Origin of the sequence: Thalassobacter sp. 16PALIMAR09 (genome assembly GCF_000765485.1) — a bacterium.
GTDB classification, from domain to species: Bacteria; Pseudomonadota; Alphaproteobacteria; order Rhodobacterales; family Rhodobacteraceae; genus Thalassobacter; species Thalassobacter stenotrophicus.
Map to the genome: position 1 here is coordinate 182,441 of NZ_JHAK01000002.1, position 17,370 is coordinate 199,810.

Genomic DNA, 17,370 nt, shown 5'->3' on the forward strand with positions numbered 1-17,370 from the left:
GGCCTCCGGGCATGGGTCTGCGACCAGCTTACGCCTTGAGCGGTGCCGCGCAACCGCGTATGCGATAGCCCATGTATACAGTAGCTGCACTCTATCACTTTACCCCGTTTGCGGATGTCGCCGCGCTTCAGGATCCGCTGCGAGACGCCTGTGAGGCGGGCGGCGTTGTTGGCACGCTCTTGCTTGCGCCCGAGGGGATCAACGGCACCATCGCCGGGCCGCGCGCCGGGATCGACGCTGCCTTGGCCCATATCCGCGCCCTTCCGGGATGCAGCGACTTGGAGTGGAAGGAAAGCACCGCCGCCGAGCGCCCCTTCAAAAAGCTCAAGGTGCGCCTCAAGCGAGAGATCGTCACAATGGGCCAGCCGCAAGTGGACCCCCGCGCAAGCGTGGGCCACTATGTGACGCCCGCCGACTGGAACGACCTGATCTCTCAACCCGATGTCGCCGTGATCGACACGCGCAACGATTACGAGGTGGCCATCGGCACGTTCGAAGGCGCCGTTGACCCCGAAACCAAAAGCTTTGGTGAGTTCCCCGCATGGTGGGAGGCCAACAAGGCCCGCTTTCACAACAAGCGGATTGCGATGTTCTGTACAGGGGGTATTCGCTGTGAAAAGTCTACGAATTACCTGCTGGGCGAAGGCGTCGAGGAGGTGTTCCACCTCAAGGGTGGCATCCTGAAATACCTCGAAGAAGTCCCCGAGACGGACAGCAAATGGGACGGATCGTGCTTTGTGTTTGATCGGCGCGTCAGCGTGGAACACGGCCTGCGCGAAGGACCCCATGTGCTGTGCCACGCTTGCCGCCGCCCCCTAGACCCCGCCGATACTCAGCGCCCTGAGTACGAGGCCGGAGTACAGTGCCACCAATGCGTGGACGACTATACCGAGGCCGACCGCGTCCGTTTTCGCGAACGCCAGCGCCAGTTAGAACAGGCCAAGTCATGACCCAAGATGAACGCGGCGAACTGCTTTTGCGGACCATGGCCATGCCCGCCGACACCAACGCTTCGGGCGATATTTTTGGTGGCTGGCTACTGAGCCAAATGGATATCGCGGCGGGTATCATTGCCAGCCAGAGGGCACAGGGCAGGGTGGCAACCATCGCGATTGAGGCGATGAAATTCATTCGTCCCGTCCATGTGGGCGACGTGCTGTGCATCTACGGTCAGGTCACGCGCGAAGGCCGCAGTTCCATGGGGATCACCCTAGAGGCATGGGTCCTACGGGACCGCATCGGCGCGCGTGAAAAGGTAACCGAGGGCCTGTTTACCTTTGTGGCCATTGATGACGAAGGCCGCAAACGGACGTTGCCCTAGCACGCCCCATGGCTAGTGTGGTCCCCAAAGGGGAGGGGCCTCATGCAGCTTGAATTTCACCACATCAACGTTGTGGGCGATGACATCGATCGCTTGCACAACTTCTACACCAACGTCCTTGGGCTGGCGGATATGCCGGTCGAAATGTTCCCCCGTACCGAGGCGCGGGCGGGGGCCGGCTACGATGGCGATATCAAATTCGCAACGGACGGCGGCATGCAAATGCATCTGGCCCAACGCGACCTAACCGTCGCCTTTCGCAACGGCCAATCACTTAATCCCGTCGCGCGGGGGCACATCGCGTTTCGCACGGATGATTTGGCGCAGGTTTTGGCAGAGCTAGAAGCGGCGGGTGTGCCCTATGCCGACTACGGCACCGCGTTCTCGGCAGAGTGGCACCAAGTCTTTTTCCAAGACCCCGAGGGCAATGTCATTGAGGTCCATCAGCAGGTCGCGAAGGCGTAACCTGCCGGGTCAGTCGTAGGGCGCGCAGCGGCGCACCCTACGGTTTTATATCGGTCTAGCGCGTGAATTTCTTGTATTTCACGCGTGTCGGTTCCAGCGCATCCGGGCCAAGGCGACGCTCTTTGTCTTCCTCATAGGCTTGGAAGTTGCCCTCAAACCATTCCACATGCGCCTCACCTTCAAACGCAAGGATGTGCGTGCACAGCCGATCGAGGAAGAACCGATCGTGCGAGATGATAACCGCGCAACCCGCGAAATCGTCCAGCGCATCTTCGAGCGCGCGCAGCGTTTCAACATCCAAGTCGTTGGTCGGCTCATCGAGCAGCAGCACGTTGCCGCCGGATTTGAGCAGCTTGGCCATGTGCACGCGGTTACGTTCACCACCCGACAATAGGCCGACCTTTTTCTGCTGATCGCCGCCCTTAAAGTTGAACGAGGAACAATAGGCCCGGGAATTCACCTCTGCGTCGCCGAGTTTGATCAACTCCGCCCCGCCTGAGATTTCTTCCCACACTGTGGCATCGGGGCTGAGCGTGTCGCGCGACTGATCCACGAAGGACAGCTTAACCGTATCACCAAATTCAACCGTGCCCTCATCGGGCTTTTCCACGCCCGTCAGCATGTTGAACAGCGTCGATTTACCCGCGCCGTTCGGCCCGATCACACCGACAATCCCACCCGGAGGCAGCGAGAACGACAGGTCTTCAATCAACAAGCGGTCGCCAAAACCCTTCTTCAGGTTTTCGACCTCAATCACCTTGTTGCCCAGACGCGGGCCGTTGGGGATGACGATCTGGGCGCGGCTGATTTTCTCACGCTCGGACTGGCCTGCCATTTCTTCGTAGGCGGCAATCCGGGCCTTGGATTTGGCTTGGCGGGCCTTGGCCCCGGCGCGAATCCACTCCAGCTCTTTTTCGAGGGCTTTGGTCTTGGATTTGTCGTCCTTGGCCTCACGCTCCAGCCGTTTGGCTTTTTGCTCCAGCCAAGCAGAGTAGTTGCCTTCGTAGGGAATGCCCCGACCCCGGTCCAACTCAAGGATCCAGCCGGTGATGTCATCAAGGAAATAGCGGTCGTGGGTCACGATCAGGATCGTGCCTTTGTAGTCGATTAGGTGGCGTTGCAGCCATGCAATGGTTTCCGCGTCCAAGTGGTTGGTCGGTTCATCGAGCAGCAGCATGTCAGGCGCTTCGAGCAACAGTTTGCACAGCGCCACACGGCGCCGTTCACCGCCCGACAGGTTTGCGGGCATCGCGTCATCAGGGGGGCAGCGCAGCGCCTCCAGCGAGACGTCGATCTGCGCGTCCAGATCCCAGAGGTTCTGCGCGTCGATCTCGTCTTGGAGCTGCGCCATCTCATCGGCGGTCTCATCCGAGTAGTTCATCGCCAACTCGTTGTAGCGATCCAGAATGTCTTTTTTGGCCTTCACGCCCAGCATCACGTTTTCACGCACGTTGAGGGCTTCGTCCAAGTGGGGTTCCTGCGGCAGGTAGCCAACTTTGGCCCCCTCGGCGGACCACGCCTCACCTGTGAAATCCTTGTCCATCCCGGCCATGATTTTCATCAGGGTGGATTTACCTGCGCCGTTCACGCCAACGACGCCAATCTTCACGCCCGGCAAAAAGCTCAGGCGGATGTTCTCAAAGCACTTCTTGCCACCGGGATAGGTCTTGGACACGCCGTCCATGTGGTAGACATATTGATAAGCCGCCATTGGGGTCCTCCAAACGTTTCACAGGGATGTAGCCGGGGTGCGCCCAGAGGGCAACAGTCGCCGCATGCGCCTTTGCCATTGCATGCGCCCCCCGGTCCGGGGCAAAAGACGCGTAGCGGTCCCTTAGCTCAACTGGATAGAGCAGCTGACTTCTAATCAGCAGGTTTGGGGTTCGAGTCCTCAAGGGATCGCCACATCACATCCAATTCACGCGGGCGGCTCGGCGTTTTGTGGCCATGTATCGGCGGCAGACCGCGCGCCATAAGCGGTGGGCCGCGCAGGATTATTCCCGTGGGCGTAGCCCTTGCAACGTAACGGCCGCCGGGCGACGACATCCTCAGAAGGGTGTGTTTTCCAACGGGGGACGGACGATGGATACGACCAAACGCCCAACGCTCAAGACCATTGCCGGGATCACCGGATTGGCTGTACCGACAGTCTCTAGGGCACTGAAAGGGGCGCGGGATATCAGTCAGGCGACCAAGGATCGGGTGCGCCAAGTGGCCGATGAAATCGGCTATGTGCCCAATCACGCGGGTATTCGCCTGCGCACGGGGCGTAGCCATGTCGTCACGATGCTGATGTCCACGGAACCTGAGCTGATGACCCAAACGGCCCTCTTTGTGCGGGCGGCGGCAGCGGGCTTGCGGGCCTCTGATTATGCTTTGTCCATTGCGCCTAGTTTGCCCGACGGTGACCCGCTGGCACAGCTGAAATACGTCGTGTCCACGCAGATGGCAGACGCGCTGATCCTTGACCGCGTAACTCTTGATGACCCGCGGGTGCGGCACCTGATGGACATTGGCCACCCGTTCGTGACCCACGGGCGCAGTCGCTGGTCCGCGGACCACGCCTTTTTCGATGTGGATCATGCGCAACTGGGGGCCGAGGCTGTCGCGCGGCTGGTGTGGAAAGGCCGTCAATCGCTTCGGCTGGTGGCCCCATCCGCTGACCAATACGCCGCCGCCCATCTGCTTGAAGGCGCGCGCCTTGCCGCGGACACCTACGATGTCGAACTTGAGCTCATCTCAGGCTTTGACGCAGACAGCCCCGGGGGCCACATTCGCGCCCTTGCCCAAGAAATTGCGGTGGGCGGCGGCGCAGGGGATGGGTGGATTTTCGCGTCAGCGGCTTCGTGCTTGGCCGCGCTCAGCGGGTTCGCGGCCGCAGGCATAGAGGCGGGTTCCGATTTCGACGTGGTTGTCCATGATGCGCCGTCCTTCGTGGGTTGGGCGCAGCCGATGGTGCACACCGTTCCCAGCCGGGCCGAGGCGGCGGGCGCGTTCTTGGCCCGCGCAGCCATCGCCCGGATCACGAACCCAACTGCTGCGCCGCTGCAACACATCGACCGCCTGCCCAACCTTGATGACCCTTTCACACAAACGTGAGCCACTCATTCCGCTTCGAACGGCTAAAATCAAACCCACATGCGGTGGGGCGCGTGATCGGAGGGACAGATGGACCGCAGAACTTTTTTGATGTCAGCCGCAGGGCTTGGTGGCGCATTCGCCACTGGCCAAGCAGCGGCATATGAACCCGCCGCGAACTTGCGCCCAACGCTGGTGCAGGTCCGCGCGGATTTTGCCCCCGGCAGCATTGTTGTCGTGCCCAAGGCACACTACCTGTACTGGATCCAAGAAGGCGGGACCGCCATGCGCTACGGCGTAGGGGTGGGGCGCGCGGGCCTCGAATTTCAGGGCGACGCGGTGATCGCGCGCAAAGCCAAATGGCCCAACTGGCGCCCCACGGATGAGATGATCGAACGCGACCCCCAAACCTATGCCCGCTTTGCAGAGGGTGTGCCCGGCGGACCCGAAAATCCCCTCGGGTCGCGCGCGCTGTATCTGTATCAGGGTGGGGTCGATACGTATTACCGCATTCATGGCACGACCCAGCCGCGTTCCATCGGGCAATCGGTGTCGAACGGCTGTATTCGGATGATCAACGCACATGTTGAGGACCTGTATGACCGGGTGCCGGTGGGCACGCGTGTCACGGTCCTTTAGGGGCGGTCCTAAGCCCTACTTACCCTTGCCCTTAAACGGCGCCATGCCGGCGCGCGCCAGTTCATCGGCGCGCTCGTTTTCGGGGTGCCCCGCGTGGCCCTTGACCCATTCCCACGTCACGTCATGACGGGCCTGCGCTGTATCTAAACGCTGCCACAGGTCCACGTTTTTGACGGGCTTTTTGGTCGATGTCTTCCAGCCGTTCTTTTTCCAACCAAACAGCCACGCGGTGATCCCGCCCTTTACATAGGCGCTGTCGGTCACGACCGTGATCACGCTGGGCCGCTCTAGGGCTTCTAGGGCATTGATCGCAGCCAAAAGCTCCATCCGGTTGTTGGTCGTGTCGGCCTCACCGCCCTGCAAGGACCGCTCCTTGACGACATCTGCGCCGTCCTTGGCCTGCAACAATGCGCCCCAACCGCCGGGCCCGGGGTTTCCGCTGCACGCGCCATCGGTATAGGCATAGAGCTTATTCATGGATGGCCACCATCATCGCAACGGGGTCTATCGTTCCGGCAAAGCCGCGCTCTCGTCCGGTTTCTTGCCAGATCACTTTCATGCCCACGTCTCCCAAGGCTTTGTGCAGTTCCTCAACCGTGTGAAAGCCATAAAGCCGACCCATCGCGTCGCGGAAATCCTCTGTGCCCAGCTTCATGCTTATATACAAGCGGCCATCGGGGCGCAGGGCGCGGACCGCACGGGCCAAGACATCGGGAAATTCTGCACGCGAGGCGTGTAGCAATGAAAACGAGGCCCAAACCCCATCATAAGCGGCATAATCATCCAGCTCGAAAAAACTGCCCAAACGCGCGCTCAGGCCCCGCTCGGTCGCGGCGGTGACAAAGGCAACCGAGGCATCCAGCCCGGAAACCTCAAATCCTTGGCTGAGGAACGCGGCCCCATGCAGGCCCGGCCCACAGCCCAAATCAAGGATATGCGCGCCTGAAGGCAGCCCCTCGACAAACGCCGCCATAGAGCGGATTTCACTGTCCGGCAGCTCCAGCGCGGTGTATTCGGCCGCGCGTGCATTATAGCAGTCGATCGTTTCACGGTCGCTCATAGAAACACCCCAACGCTTAGGCAGATCACAACGATAGCGGTTAGCAATACGCGCAGGTGCATCCACCAGGGCGGCGCTAATTCTTGCTTCCAAAATAGCCAATCAATGCCCAGCAGCCCGATGAACCCGGCCATCAGGGCCATGCCCGCACTAACCGGACCGCCCCCCGTCATGAAAAACGCCCACAGCGCAGGCAGCACCGATAACGCGTAGCCGGTAGTGGCCACGGGGCCGGTGGTCTTGGTGGCAAAGCCCCACAACACGCCGGACATGAACGACAAAATGACCGAGCCGTAGAACAATTGCACATAAGGCCCCACAAATCGCGGCCCCAAGGCATGCGCGCCCCACAGTTGCAGGTCGGTGTTTGACGTGGTCATGGCCCCCCACACAAAAGGGATCAGCCCGGCAAGGCCGAGCAAAAGGGCGCTGCGGGGTATCTGTGTCATGCGCGCTCCGTCGCGAGGCGGGCCGCGAGCAGGGCAAACACCCCCGCAAACCCGCGGTTCAACCAGCGCATGACCCGCGCGCTTGACAGTAGCCACACCCGGGCGGCCGCTGCGAACACGCCGTAGGCCACAAAGACCGCAAATGTCATCGCCATGAAAATCGCGCCCATACCTACCATTTCCGCTGTAGCGGTTGCGGGGTTCCCGCTCAGGAACGGGGGCAGAAGCGCGAGGAAAAAGATCGACAGCTTCGGGTTCAGGATGTTGATTAACGCACCGCGTTGGGCGATCCGCAGGCCCGGCTCAGTGGTGCGCGTGGCCGATACCGCCAGCGCGCCGTCACTGCGCAGCGCGCCCCATGCAAGCCACAACAAATACGCAACGCCTGCGAATTTGACGATGTTGAACAAAACGGCCGAGGTGTGCAGCACAGCCGCCACGCCCAGCGTTGCGGCCAACAAGTGCGGTACGATCCCAAAGGTGCATCCCAGCGCGGCCCAAATCGCCGCGCGTCGCCCCTGACCCAAGCCAAGAGCCAGCGTGTAAATCACCCCAGTTCCGGGGGCGACAACAACCACCAAAGCGGTGACAAGGAATTGGACTGAGATCATGGCGTCCTCGTGTTAACCTAAGTTTACGGCCATTGCCCGAATGCGAAAAGCCTCTTTTGGAACCGATTTAGGGCCGCGGTGTCCCCGTGGTAGGCACATCTGCAACCGCATAAATCGTGTCGATCGGGCGGGTACATGTCGGCACGCGTCTAGGGCGTGGGGCTGCGCCTAGGCGGGTTCGCGCAACACGCGTGGGACTTTGAATTCGACGTTCTCAACGGCAGTTTCCACCATTTCGACGGTCACGTCATAGCGGTCCTTGAAGGCGTCTACGACCTCATTGATCAACACCTCAGGTGCGGAGGCACCCGCCGTGATCCCCATCGATGAAATCCCCTCTAGCGCGCGCCAATCAATGTCTGTCGCACGTTGCACCAATTGCGCGTATTTGCAGCCCGCGCGGGCGCCAACCTCGACCAAGCGCTTGGAGTTGCTTGAGTTTGGCGCACCGACCACCAACATCGCATCGGCCAAGGGTGCCATGGCCTTGACCGCCTCTTGGCGGTTCGTCGTCGCGTAACAGATGTCTTCCTTGTGGGGGCCAACGATAGCGGGAAAGCGCGCGTTCAAGGCGGCGACAACCTCGGCGGTGTCATCCACGCTCAGCGTTGTTTGCGTGATATAGGCCAGTTTTTCTGGGTCGCGCACGTCTAGGCCCGCTACGTCGTCTGGCGTTTCGACCAGCAAAACCTCACCTTCGGGCAATTGCCCCATCGTGCCCACAGTTTCGGGGTGACCCGCGTGCCCGATCATCACCATCTGAAGCCCGGCATCCGCATGACGCGCGGCCTCAATATGGACCTTGCTGACCAGCGGGCAGGTAGCATCCACATAGACCATTTCGCGGGCCTGCGCCGCAGCGGGCACGGATTTCGGCACACCATGGGCCGAAAAAATAACGGGTCGGTCGTCGGGGCATTGGTCCAATTCCTCAACAAAAACAGCACCCTTGGCCTTGAGGTCATCAACGACGTATTTGTTGTGCACGATCTCATGGCGGACATAGACGGGCGCGCCCCATTTCGCCAAAGCCATCTCAACAATCTTGATCGCGCGGTCGACACCGGCGCAAAATCCGCGCGGCGCGGCCATATACAGCGTAAGAGGGGGCTTGGTCATGTGGGGTCTCCTTCTCCCAAAGGGGTAAACCGCCCCTTGCGCGGGGTCAAACACTAGCCGTCAGCCGCGCCAACGAAAAAGACCCGCCACTGGGGGCGGGTCCTTCGCAAGCATGACGTATGATTTAGGCGGTTTGACGACGCCGCGCCGCATATCCTAACCCACCAAGGCCCAGCAGAACCAAGGGCAGGCTCGCAGGCAGGGGCACGGCGGCCAGCGTGATGTTGATGTCGCCACCATAGCTGGGCTGACAATTGCCGGTACAAGCCAGATCGGTAAAGTTGATCCATGTCGACAGACCAAGCAGATCCCAGTTTTTGTCGTTGGCTCCCACCCCGACTTGAACCGCTTTGGTCATGTCCATTTCCGTCAGCTTAAAGCTCGCCAAACTGCCCGCGCCCAAATAGGTCAGCGTGCTGTCGATGGATGTGCTGATGGAATAAAACGTCCACGCGCTGGTATCGATGCTTTGACCGGCGGGAACCGGCGGCAGCTTCAGGCTCGCGGGGGTGCCCGTAGCCTCCATGAACAGGCTCAGCGCATATTCATCGCCACCTGCATTTTTGACATTGCCCGTCAGAGTCGCGGTCCCGTCGTCAAACTGTGTGAACACACCGTTACCGGGCATCGCGTTCTCAAACAGGAAGTGGTTGTTTTTCGGCCCGCTAGAGCCCGCCGGATTGTGCCCACCTGCAAAATACACCGAATGCTCGGGCGTCGCCTGCGCCCCAACGGTATGGCTAAAGGCTTTGTATTGTTGCGTAATTGTGGCCGCGTGGGCGGCGCCAGCAATGCACGTTGCGGCCAACATGGCCGCCGCAAACCGAATTGCTTTCATGACTGTCCCCTAAGCAAATAGATATTTAAAATCTCTTTAGTTGATACTTAATATCTATCGTATTGTTAACACATTTGCAATCCATCCTAAAAGATCGACCTAAATCGATAAAAATTCTTAAAAATGGCTGGTTTAGAGGCGAATGGCCAATTGGCCCGATGTCAAAGAGAGATCAATATCCCCCGCGCATCCCTACTTTCGCCACCGTGTCGGCACAATTGCAAGCGCCCCGATTGAGCTGGCGATGGCGTTAAATCCGGGCTGGCGAAAGCCGATGCCGAACATGATCTGCACAAAGTAGAAACATAGCGCCCCACCAACACAAATGATGATCGAAGGGATGATACCGTTGGTCGTAAACCCCGTGCGCTCGCTTGCGTAGCCGATGATGCCCGCGATGATGATGGTGCCGATCATTGTGGGAAACATTGGCCTAATCCCCCAGTCGCGCGCTGGATTTCAGGCCTGCGCCATTGACCCAAGATGCCGCATCCATCCGGCCTTTGCCTGCGGGCTGGACCTCTAGCAATTCAATCGCTCCGGTGCCACAAGCCACGGTTGGCCCTTGCAGTAGGGTGCCGGGTTCGGCCGCATTTGCATCGTCCAACGCGCGCGCCCGCAATAGCTTGAGCCGCGTTTCACCCCGCATCACGAATGCGCCCGGAAACGGCGACAACCCATTGATATGACGTGCAACTTCCGCCGCAGGCCGGGTCCAATCAATGGCGGCCTCTGCCTTGTCGATTTTGTGGGCATAGGTCACGCCCGCGTCGGGCTGAACCTGCGGCTCCAGCTCTGGCAGGCGCTCCAAGGCTTCGATGATCAGCCGGGCGCCCATCGCGCTCAGCCTGTCGTGCAGCGCGCCGGTGGTTTCCGTGTCACCAATGTCCAGGGCCTCACGCAGCAGGACCGGCCCAGTGTCCAGCCCGGCCTCCATCTGCATGATGCAAACGCCGGTTTGCGCGTCCCCCGCCATAATGCTGCGATGGATCGGCGCCGCCCCCCGCCATCGTGGCAAAAGCGAGGCGTGGATGTTCAAACACCCCCGCGCAGGCGCATCCAAAACGGCCTGCGGCAGGATCAAACCATAAGCCACAACAACCGCTACATCCGCGTTTAAAGCCGCAAAAGCCGCCTGTTCTTCGCTTGATTTCAGCGACGTAGGGTGGCGAACCTCAATCCCCAAGGCCTCTGCCCGCGCCTGTACCGGCGATGGGCGCAGCTTTTTGCCCCGGCCCGCTGGGCGCGGCGGTTGGGAATAGGCACACACGACCTCATGCTCAGCCGCCAAGGCTTCAAGCACCGGAACCGAAAACTCCGGCGTGCCCATGAAAACGACCCTCATTTGCGGGCCTTCTTGATCAACATATCCCGCTTCAACTTGGACAGGTGGTCGAAATACATCTTGCCGTTCAGGTGGTCGATCTGGTGCTGCACGCTGGTCGCCCAAAGCCCGACAAAGTCTTGCTCCTTACTCGCACCCGTTTCGTCCAAAAAGGCAACGGTCACGGCGCGGGGCCGCGTGATCCAAGCAAACGCACCGGGCAAATTGGGTGACGCTTCTTGGTGATCGTTGGTCTTGATGCTGGCATGCAGGACCTCGGGGTTGGCCATGCGTATGGGGGCCGTTTGATCACCCGCATCCACCACCGCCAGCCGCAGCGAGATACCCAGTTGCGGTGCCGCAAGGCCCACACCGGGCATCGCATACATCGCCTCAAGCATTTCGTCCCAGATTGCGCGCGTCTCGTCGGTTACGGCCTCAACAGGGGCCGCAGGCGTGCGCAAAACCTTCGCAGGCCAAGGGACAAAGGGGCGATGCGCCATGAGGTACTCTCCAAATAGTCCAATCGGATCAGCGGCCCCTTGGGGCCGCAATACACGCGCCTAAGGCCGCGCCAATTCCCGTTTCAGCTTTTGCATCTTGCGGGTGATCATCTGACGCTTGAGCGGTTTGAGGTAGTCGATGAACAGCTTGCCGTCCAAATGGTCAATTTCATGCTGCACACAGGTCGCCCAAAGCCCGGTAAACACTTCGCTCTTGGCAGAACCGTCCACGTCCATCCACGCGACTTCCACCTCGGCAGGGCGCGTGACATCCGCGTACTGATCCGGGATCGAAAGGCAGCCTTCCTCGTAAACGCTCGTCTCATCGGAGGCGGCAATCACCCGTGGGTTCAGCATCGCCAAAGGCCGGGGCGCCTCGCCCTCTTCCTTCACGCAATCCATCACAATCAGCCGCTGGCCAATCCCGATCTGGGGCGCGGCCAAGCCAATGCCCGGCGCATGATACATCGTCTCCAGCATGTCCTCGGCCAACGCGCGCAGGTCATCACCAGAATCCTCAACAGCCGCAGCAATCGCCTTCAATCGCGGGTCCGGATGGATAAGAATGGTCCGTTTTGTCATACCCTTCACGTAATCCAGACGCCCGCAAATCGCAATGCGCCGCCCTCTCCTTTGTTCCCAAAATACTCCCGCCGGAGGCGTCCCAGCGCCGCACCCCTTGCGTCCGCCCCGCATTTCACTAGCTTCCCCGCCAAAGGAGACCTGCCCATGACCGCCCATTCCGATCTCGACCCAAGGTTCGATCCCATTATCAATCGCGTGGGCACCAGCTGCTCTAAGTGGGATGCGATGGAGAGCCTTTATGGCGTCTCCCCGCAGGATGGTCTGGCGATGTGGGTCGCGGATATGGACTTCAAACCGCCGGCATGCGTCGCGGACGCGCTGGCGGCGATGCATAACCACGGCGTCTACGGCTACTACGGCGATCAAACCGCCTACAAAGAGGCGATCTGCTGGTGGATGCAAACCCGCCACAACTGGCACGTTGATCCGGCCTCCATCTTTACCACCCATGGCCTCGTGAACGGGACGGGCCTGTGCGTGGATGCTTTCACCAAACCAGGTGACGGCGTTGTCCTAATGACCCCAGTCTACCACGCCTTCGCCCGCGTGATTGAGGCCGCAGACCGCCGCGTTGTCGAATGCGAACTTGCCAATACCGACGGGCACTACAGCCTTGATACCGCCGCGTGGGACGCCCAACTCGATGGGTCCGAGACGATGCTCGTCTTCTGCTCGCCCCACAATCCCAACGGTCGCGTCTGGTCCCGGGCCGAACTGCAAGAGGTCGCCGATTTCGCCAAGCGTCACGACCTGATCCTTGTGTCCGATGAAATCCATCACGACCTGATCTATCCCGGCTTCACCCACACGCCGATGTCCGCGCTGGACGGGATCTCGGACCGGTTGGTGATGATGACCGCAAGCACCAAAACCTTTAACATCGCGGGCGCGCATATCGGCAACGTCATCATCGCCGATGAAGGTCTGCGCGCACGGTTCGCAAAGCGGATGGGGGCGCTGGGCCTTTCGCCAAACTCCTTCGGGATCGTCATGGCGCAGGCGGCCTACAGCCCTGCAGGTGCCGCTTGGGTGGACGATCTAATGGTTTATCTTGATGGCAATCGCCAAATTTTCGACGCCGGGATCAACGCGATCCCGGGCCTCAAATCCTCCCGGCTGGAGGCGACGTACCTGTCATGGGTCGATTTCGCGGACACCGGCATGGACCGTGATGAGTTCACCCGCCGCGTGCAACAGGACGCGAAAATCGCGGCCAACCACGGGCCGACATTCGGCAAGGGCGGAGAGAGTTTCCTGCGCTTCAACATCGCGACGTCCCGCGCGGTGATCGAAGACGCGGTTGAGCGGATGCAAAAGGCCTTTGCTGACCTTCAGTAGTAGGCCTTAGCGCGCGTTAAGGGTGTTCACCAGCGTCGTAAGCTGCGTGAACACCTCATTAAGCTGCACGCGCAAATCATTTACCCACGCGACATATACCGTCAGAACCGGGGCCGCATCTGGCACGGCTTGGGCCAATGATCCGGCGGTCACGTATGCGATAGCCGCGATCACGACCGCCGCCATCACAAACCCAAACCCGAACCGACGCCCGGCGCGCTGTGGCGATGCGGGCCGCCGCGTTTCGACGACAGCTGCGATGTCCTGCTCGCGTGCAACGTCATCGGGACGAAGGGTTGAGTTGATCTCTTCGATATCCGGCAACAAATCGCGCCGCTGGGCAGCGGGGTCGGCCTCTGCTTCAGCGGGCTTGCCCGGTGCAATCGTGGGGGGCTGTGGGGCGGGGGCTAAATCGGGTGCCGTGTCCGCTTCTGGTTCCAGCGTTGCCCCTGGGGCCAGATCAGCCTCAACCTTAGCCGTGGGGGGCTCAGCCTCGGGGCGGGCCAGCCCGGCAATCTGCGCGCGTGCTTGACGGCCCCGCTCAGCGGTGTCGGCGGGCATGTCCAGCGGCATTTCTTCTTGGGTCTCAAGCGCCTCAGCGGCGCGCATCCGCGCTTCGCGGGCGGCCTCTTGGCGGATGATCTCAAGCGCGCCAGCCGATGTGCCCTGACGGCGCGGTTGCGGCGGCTCTGTCGGGGCGGGAATGGGCGCAGGCACGTCCTCGGGCACTGCATCAACGGGTATGCGCGCTGCCGCAGGGGCCTGATCAACGTCATGTTTTCCGGGCTGAAACCACGTGGTCACACAGTTCGAACACTGCACGTCCCTGCCGTCCGCCGGGATCATGGCAGCGTCTACTTCGTACTGCGCCCCACAATTCGGGCAGATCAAACGCATGTGCCACTGCTCTCCAGGCGAAATGTCCTTGAACCTTATGTCTATCAACGCCTTGTCGCTTTTCCAAGCGCCTTGTCCACAGGTCCCTGCATCGCCCAAAATTCGGGAACCGGGCCAAACCCGGCCCCACGCGGGACAGGCGCATTGCGCCGCTCGCGACCCTAGGGCAGAAAGACCCCAACACGGGCGGGAGCATATCGTGATTGAGTTGCATAAGGCGGGCTATTCCTACGGTCAGGACGCGATCTTGCGGGACGTGTCGTTGCAGCTTGCGCCCGGGTCGTTCCACTTTTTGACGGGGCCAAGCGGGGCGGGCAAATCCACCCTGCTCAAGCTGTGCTACGGCGACCTTTTGGCCAATACGGGTACGGTTAAATTGCTGGGCCAAGACGCCCGCGATCTGAGCCGCGATGCGCTGGCCAAAGTACGCCAACGCATTGGTGTGGTGCACCAAGATTGCCAGTTTTTGGATCACCTCAGCATCACGCAGAACGTGGCGCTGCCGCTTGCGGTCTCGGGCCGCGATGTTGAGGCTGAGGCCGAGAACCTTGCGCAACTTCTGGCGTGGGTCGGGCTAAGCCCGCGCGCCCATGCCTTGCCGCCCGAACTCTCGGGGGGGGAACGTCAGCGCGCCGCCTTGGCCCGCGCGATCATCATGGGGCCTGACGTGATCTTGGCGGATGAACCCACCGGCAACGTCGATTGGGAGATGTCGCAGCGCCTTCTGTCGCTATTGGTCGAGCTGAATAAGATGGGCAAAACGGTCCTCATCGCGACCCATGATTTGGGCCTGATCCGCGCGGCCAAGGCGCAAGTGTCGGCCCGGGTGCTGCGGCTTGCGGGTGGGGCGGTTCAACTGGCGGGAGCGGATCTGTGAAGCAAATCTGGGCCATTTTGTCCGGTGCGCCGGATGCGGACCGCGTTGTCCCGCCGACGGGATTTACCGTTTGGTTGACGGTGTTTAGCGCGGCTGCGATGGCGTTTTTGGCGGTGTTCGCCTTGGCCTTGTCGCTGGCAACAGAACGGCTAAGCGTGCGGTGGGGCCAAGAGTTGGCACGCACCTCAACGGTGCGCATTTCCGCCCCCGCCGCGCAGGAGGCGCTGCAAACCGCGGCCGCCCTCACCGTGCTGGAAACAACCCCCGGCGTGGCCCGTGCCCGCGCCCTAAGCGATGCCGAGCAAGAAGCGCTTTTGGCCCCATGGTTTGGGGTTGACCTGCCGCTGGATGCACTCCCGATCCCGCGCCTGATTGAGGTGGTTGAGGCTGGCGCCGGCTATGATGCCGAAGGCTTGCGCGCGCGTCTCGCGGCAGAGGCCCCGGGCGCGATCTTGGATGATCACACGCGCTGGCGCCGCCCCTTGATCGAGGCGGCCAATCGGTTGCGCACAATCGGCTGGGTGTCATTGCTTTTGATTATGCTGAGCATGGCGGCGATGATCACGCTTGCAGCGCAATCGGCGCTAGCGGCGAATGCGGGGGTGATCCGAACGCTGCGCCTGGTCGGGGCACGCGACAGCTATATCGCGCGGGCATTTGTGCACCGGTTCACGATGCGCGCGGCGTTGGGCGCGGGCCTCGGGACCGTGTTGGCCATGGGGGCTGTCGCGGCATTGCCAACGGCGGATGTGGCGGGCGGATTTCTGACTGGGTTGGGATTTTCGGGGGCAAGTTGGCTGTTGCCGTTGCTGATCCCGCCGCTCGCGGGGGGCGTGGGCTTTGCCGCCACCCGCGCCGCCGCCTTGCGCGCCCTGCGCAAAATGCCATAAGGGACGCCATGCAATTCCTTCGTTCCCTCTTGTTCAACATCCAAATGTATCTGGCGATGCCGGTCGTTGGGATCCTGTTTTTGCCATGGGCGCTGGTGTCGCGCCGGGGCGCGCACGCGGGCTGTCACGCCTATGCGGGCTACGTGATCTGGTCGGCGCGTTGGATGGTTGGCCTGCGGTGCGAGGTGCGTGGCACCCCGCCGAGCCAAGGCCCCGTGATTGTGGCAGCCAAGCACCAAAGCTTTCTCGATATTCTCATGATTTATCACGCCATTCCGCGCGGTATTTTCATCATGAAGGACATCCTGAAATACGCCCCCGTCATTGGCCAATATGGGCTACGGCTGGGCTGTATTCCGGTGAAGCGTGGGCAGCGTGGCGTGGCGATCAAAAAGATGCTGGATGACGTGGCGAGTGGCCGCCAGCGGGGCGGTCAGTTGATTATCTACCCGCAAGGCACGCGGGTCGCGCCGGGTGTAGTCAAGCCGTACAAAATCGGCACTGCCGCGATCTATGATCAAATGGCTCAGCCGGTGTATCCGGTTGCGGCGAATGTCGGGATGTTCTGGCCCAAGCGCGGCGTGACCCGCAAACCGGGTGTTGCGGTCATCGATTTCCTGCCGCCGATTGAGCCGGGGCTGAGCAAACAAGATTTCATAAAACGCCTTGAGCATGATATCGAAACCGCGTCGGATGCTCTTTTGGACGAGGCGGGATTTCAGCGTGACACGGGTCAACTCGATCGCAGCGCTTGAGGCGCTGTATAGCCAATCGCCGGGGGCCGCATCCTTGGCAAAGGTCGCGCGGCGGCTGACGCCTCTCTATCGGAAATGGATCATGGCATCGCGCTTTTGCGTGCTGACGACCGTTGGCGCGGAGGGCACGGACGGAAGCCCCCGTGGCGACGATGGCCCCGTGGTCGCCGAGCTGGACCCCGGGACGCTGTTGATGCCCGATTGGCGCGGCAACAACCGGTTGGATAGCCTGCGCAACATTGTCAGTGATGGACGGGTGTCCTTGATGTTCATGGTGCCGGGATCGGCGACTGTTGTGCGCGTTAACGGGCGCGCGCACCTCAGCACGGATGCCGCTTTGCGCGAACGGTTCGTGCAAAAGGGGCGGCAGCCCACGACGGTTATCGTGATTGAAATCGCTGAGATTTATACCCAGTGCGCTCGGGCGATTATGCGGGCAGGATTGTGGACGCAGGGCGATCAAAGTGCGGGGTTGCCGTCAGCGGGTGAGGTCCTGCATGAGATGACCGAGGGGGAGATTGATGGTGCCGCATATGATGCGGCTTGGCCCGCGCGCGCCAGGGCGAGCATGTGGTAGACGGCCGAGTTATTAGGTCAGTCTTACTGCTGTTTTGTTGCGCG

At 61.2% G+C, this 17,370-nt stretch carries 22 protein-coding genes and 1 tRNA gene; 11 read left to right on the top strand and 12 right to left on the bottom strand.

Annotated elements, in window-relative coordinates; genetic code table 11:
• Positions 1-71 precede the first annotated feature (71 nt).
• The 3 genes from PM04_RS04790 to PM04_RS04800 are packed head-to-tail and all read left to right on the top strand — an operon-like array spanning position 72 to position 1,786.
• On the top strand, positions 72-950 hold the full coding sequence (locus PM04_RS04790) for a rhodanese-related sulfurtransferase (RefSeq protein ID WP_038004223.1): 879 nt from the start codon (positions 72-74) through the stop codon (positions 948-950).
• Complete coding sequence (locus PM04_RS04795) at positions 947-1,321, top strand: acyl-CoA thioesterase (protein WP_038004226.1); 375 nt, start codon at positions 947-949, stop codon at positions 1,319-1,321. Before PM04_RS04790 ends, PM04_RS04795 begins: the two co-directional genes overlap by 4 nt.
• Before the next feature lie 42 nt (positions 1,322-1,363).
• A complete protein-coding gene (locus PM04_RS04800; protein ID WP_038004228.1) occupies positions 1,364-1,786 on the top strand; it encodes a VOC family protein in 423 nt (140 codons plus the stop codon).
• Positions 1,787-1,841: 55 nt separating this feature from the next.
• Here the strand turns inward: PM04_RS04800 and ettA are convergent, their stop codons facing one another.
• On the bottom strand, positions 1,842-3,497 hold the full coding sequence (ettA, locus tag PM04_RS04805) for an energy-dependent translational throttle protein EttA (RefSeq protein ID WP_038004230.1): 1,656 nt from the start codon (positions 3,495-3,497) through the stop codon (positions 1,842-1,844).
• A gap of 117 nt (positions 3,498-3,614) precedes the next feature.
• Here ettA and PM04_RS04810 point away from each other — a divergent pair.
• The 3 genes from PM04_RS04810 to PM04_RS04820 all read left to right on the top strand — a co-directional run bounded on the left by PM04_RS04810 (position 3,615) and on the right by PM04_RS04820 (position 5,503).
• A tRNA-Arg gene (locus PM04_RS04810) sits at positions 3,615-3,691 on the top strand.
• 177 nt (positions 3,692-3,868) lie between these two features.
• Positions 3,869-4,885, top strand: a complete 1,017-nt coding sequence (locus PM04_RS04815) for a LacI family DNA-binding transcriptional regulator (RefSeq protein WP_052068201.1) — start codon at positions 3,869-3,871, stop codon at positions 4,883-4,885.
• Between the two features lie 69 nt (positions 4,886-4,954).
• Positions 4,955-5,503: a L,D-transpeptidase gene (locus PM04_RS04820; protein ID WP_038004233.1), complete on the top strand. Its 549-nt coding sequence runs from the start codon at positions 4,955-4,957 to the stop codon at positions 5,501-5,503.
• Between the two features lie 15 nt (positions 5,504-5,518).
• Here the strand turns inward: PM04_RS04820 and rnhA are convergent, their stop codons facing one another.
• The 10 genes from rnhA to def (PM04_RS04870) all read right to left on the bottom strand — a co-directional run bounded on the left by rnhA (position 5,519) and on the right by def (PM04_RS04870) (position 11,989).
• Entirely contained in the window at positions 5,519-5,980 is a 462-nt protein-coding gene (gene rnhA, locus PM04_RS04825; protein ID WP_038004236.1) for a ribonuclease HI, read from the bottom strand.
• Complete coding sequence (locus tag PM04_RS04830) at positions 5,973-6,563, bottom strand: class I SAM-dependent methyltransferase (protein ID WP_038004238.1); 591 nt, start codon at positions 6,561-6,563, stop codon at positions 5,973-5,975. The genes rnhA and PM04_RS04830 overlap by 8 nt, the downstream gene beginning before the upstream one ends.
• Positions 6,560-7,012: a DUF3429 domain-containing protein gene (locus PM04_RS04835; RefSeq protein ID WP_038004240.1), complete on the bottom strand. Its 453-nt coding sequence runs from the start codon at positions 7,010-7,012 to the stop codon at positions 6,560-6,562. Before PM04_RS04835 ends, PM04_RS04830 begins: the two co-directional genes overlap by 4 nt.
• Positions 7,009-7,623 carry a LysE family translocator gene (locus tag PM04_RS04840; RefSeq protein ID WP_038004242.1) on the bottom strand — a complete coding sequence of 205 codons (615 nt, stop codon included), beginning with the start codon at positions 7,621-7,623 and terminating at the stop codon, positions 7,009-7,011. The genes PM04_RS04835 and PM04_RS04840 overlap by 4 nt, the downstream gene beginning before the upstream one ends.
• Positions 7,624-7,791: 168 nt before the next feature.
• Positions 7,792-8,742 carry a 4-hydroxy-3-methylbut-2-enyl diphosphate reductase gene (gene ispH, locus PM04_RS04845; RefSeq protein WP_038004244.1) on the bottom strand — a complete coding sequence of 317 codons (951 nt, stop codon included), beginning with the start codon at positions 8,740-8,742 and terminating at the stop codon, positions 7,792-7,794.
• A gap of 124 nt (positions 8,743-8,866) precedes the next feature.
• Positions 8,867-9,580, bottom strand: a complete 714-nt coding sequence (locus PM04_RS04850; RefSeq protein WP_038004246.1) for a VPLPA-CTERM sorting domain-containing protein — start codon at positions 9,578-9,580, stop codon at positions 8,867-8,869.
• Positions 9,581-9,772: 192 nt separating this feature from the next.
• A complete protein-coding gene (locus PM04_RS04855; protein ID WP_038004247.1) occupies positions 9,773-10,009 on the bottom strand; it encodes a hypothetical protein in 237 nt (78 codons plus the stop codon).
• 4 nt (positions 10,010-10,013) lie between these two features.
• On the bottom strand, positions 10,014-10,925 hold the full coding sequence (gene fmt / locus PM04_RS04860) for a methionyl-tRNA formyltransferase (RefSeq protein ID WP_038004249.1): 912 nt from the start codon (positions 10,923-10,925) through the stop codon (positions 10,014-10,016).
• Positions 10,922-11,407 (bottom strand): peptide deformylase, encoded by a 486-nt coding sequence (def, locus tag PM04_RS04865; RefSeq protein ID WP_038004251.1) that lies wholly within the window; start codon positions 11,405-11,407, stop codon positions 10,922-10,924. Before def (PM04_RS04865) ends, fmt begins: the two co-directional genes overlap by 4 nt.
• Positions 11,408-11,467: 60 nt before the next feature.
• On the bottom strand, positions 11,468-11,989 hold the full coding sequence (def, locus tag PM04_RS04870) for a peptide deformylase (RefSeq protein WP_170863213.1): 522 nt from the start codon (positions 11,987-11,989) through the stop codon (positions 11,468-11,470).
• Positions 11,990-12,136: 147 nt separating this feature from the next.
• Here def (PM04_RS04870) and PM04_RS04875 point away from each other — a divergent pair, with 147 nt between their 5' ends.
• The gene (locus PM04_RS04875) at positions 12,137-13,330 is read left to right on the top strand and encodes a MalY/PatB family protein (protein ID WP_038004255.1); all 1,194 of its coding nucleotides are present in this window, start codon (positions 12,137-12,139) and stop codon (positions 13,328-13,330) included.
• A 6-nt stretch (positions 13,331-13,336) separates the two neighbouring features.
• On the opposite strand, the gene PM04_RS04885 is transcribed toward PM04_RS04875, so the two are convergent.
• Entirely contained in the window at positions 13,337-14,227 is an 891-nt protein-coding gene (locus PM04_RS04885; RefSeq protein ID WP_052068202.1) for a zinc-ribbon domain-containing protein, read from the bottom strand.
• 199 nt (positions 14,228-14,426) lie between these two features.
• On the opposite strand from PM04_RS04885, the gene PM04_RS04890 reads away from it, so the two are divergent.
• Genes PM04_RS04890 through PM04_RS04905 form a run of 4 tightly spaced genes read left to right on the top strand, consistent with a single transcriptional unit; the run spans position 14,427 to position 17,326 of the window.
• Entirely contained in the window at positions 14,427-15,104 is a 678-nt protein-coding gene (locus PM04_RS04890; RefSeq protein ID WP_038004257.1) for a cell division ATP-binding protein FtsE, read from the top strand.
• On the top strand, positions 15,101-15,994 hold the full coding sequence (locus PM04_RS04895) for an ABC transporter permease (RefSeq protein WP_038004259.1): 894 nt from the start codon (positions 15,101-15,103) through the stop codon (positions 15,992-15,994). Before PM04_RS04890 ends, PM04_RS04895 begins: the two co-directional genes overlap by 4 nt.
• A gap of 8 nt (positions 15,995-16,002) precedes the next feature.
• Positions 16,003-16,749, top strand: coding sequence for a 1-acyl-sn-glycerol-3-phosphate acyltransferase (locus PM04_RS04900; protein ID WP_038004260.1), 747 nt, complete (start codon positions 16,003-16,005; stop codon positions 16,747-16,749).
• Positions 16,688-17,326 carry a pyridoxamine 5'-phosphate oxidase family protein gene (locus PM04_RS04905; protein ID WP_052068203.1) on the top strand — a complete coding sequence of 213 codons (639 nt, stop codon included), beginning with the start codon at positions 16,688-16,690 and terminating at the stop codon, positions 17,324-17,326. The genes PM04_RS04900 and PM04_RS04905 overlap by 62 nt, the downstream gene beginning before the upstream one ends.
• Positions 17,327-17,370: the final 44 nt, after the last annotated feature.

Bases quoted from the DNA above. Each gene is read 5' to 3' on its own strand.
- ispH (WP_038004244.1), bottom strand. From the start codon at position 8,742: ATGACCAAGCCCCCTCTTACGCTGTATATGGCCGCGCCGCGCGGATTT.
- PM04_RS04850 (WP_038004246.1), bottom strand. From the start codon at position 9,580: ATGAAAGCAATTCGGTTTGCGGCGGCCATGTTGGCCGCAACGTGCATT.
- fmt (WP_038004249.1), bottom strand. From the start codon at position 10,925: ATGAGGGTCGTTTTCATGGGCACGCCGGAGTTTTCGGTTCCGGTGCTT.
- PM04_RS04900 (WP_038004260.1), top strand. From the start codon at position 16,003: ATGCAATTCCTTCGTTCCCTCTTGTTCAACATCCAAATGTATCTGGCG.
- PM04_RS04830 (WP_038004238.1), bottom strand. From the start codon at position 6,563: ATGAGCGACCGTGAAACGATCGACTGCTATAATGCACGCGCGGCCGAA.
- def (WP_038004251.1), bottom strand. From the start codon at position 11,407: ATGGCGCATCGCCCCTTTGTCCCTTGGCCTGCGAAGGTTTTGCGCACG.
- PM04_RS04885 (WP_052068202.1), bottom strand. From the start codon at position 14,227: ATGCGTTTGATCTGCCCGAATTGTGGGGCGCAGTACGAAGTAGACGCT.
- ettA (WP_038004230.1), bottom strand. From the start codon at position 3,497: ATGGCGGCTTATCAATATGTCTACCACATGGACGGCGTGTCCAAGACC.
- PM04_RS04835 (WP_038004240.1), bottom strand. From the start codon at position 7,012: ATGACACAGATACCCCGCAGCGCCCTTTTGCTCGGCCTTGCCGGGCTG.
- PM04_RS04840 (WP_038004242.1), bottom strand. From the start codon at position 7,623: ATGATCTCAGTCCAATTCCTTGTCACCGCTTTGGTGGTTGTTGTCGCC.
- PM04_RS04875 (WP_038004255.1), top strand. From the start codon at position 12,137: ATGACCGCCCATTCCGATCTCGACCCAAGGTTCGATCCCATTATCAAT.
- PM04_RS04790 (WP_038004223.1), top strand. From the start codon at position 72: ATGTATACAGTAGCTGCACTCTATCACTTTACCCCGTTTGCGGATGTC.
- PM04_RS04820 (WP_038004233.1), top strand. From the start codon at position 4,955: ATGGACCGCAGAACTTTTTTGATGTCAGCCGCAGGGCTTGGTGGCGCA.
- PM04_RS04905 (WP_052068203.1), top strand. From the start codon at position 16,688: ATGCTCTTTTGGACGAGGCGGGATTTCAGCGTGACACGGGTCAACTCG.
- PM04_RS04795 (WP_038004226.1), top strand. From the start codon at position 947: ATGACCCAAGATGAACGCGGCGAACTGCTTTTGCGGACCATGGCCATG.
- PM04_RS04815 (WP_052068201.1), top strand. From the start codon at position 3,869: ATGGATACGACCAAACGCCCAACGCTCAAGACCATTGCCGGGATCACC.
- def (WP_170863213.1), bottom strand. From the start codon at position 11,989: ATGACAAAACGGACCATTCTTATCCATCCGGACCCGCGATTGAAGGCG.
- PM04_RS04800 (WP_038004228.1), top strand. From the start codon at position 1,364: ATGCAGCTTGAATTTCACCACATCAACGTTGTGGGCGATGACATCGAT.
- rnhA (WP_038004236.1), bottom strand. From the start codon at position 5,980: ATGAATAAGCTCTATGCCTATACCGATGGCGCGTGCAGCGGAAACCCC.
- PM04_RS04855 (WP_038004247.1), bottom strand. From the start codon at position 10,009: ATGTTTCCCACAATGATCGGCACCATCATCATCGCGGGCATCATCGGC.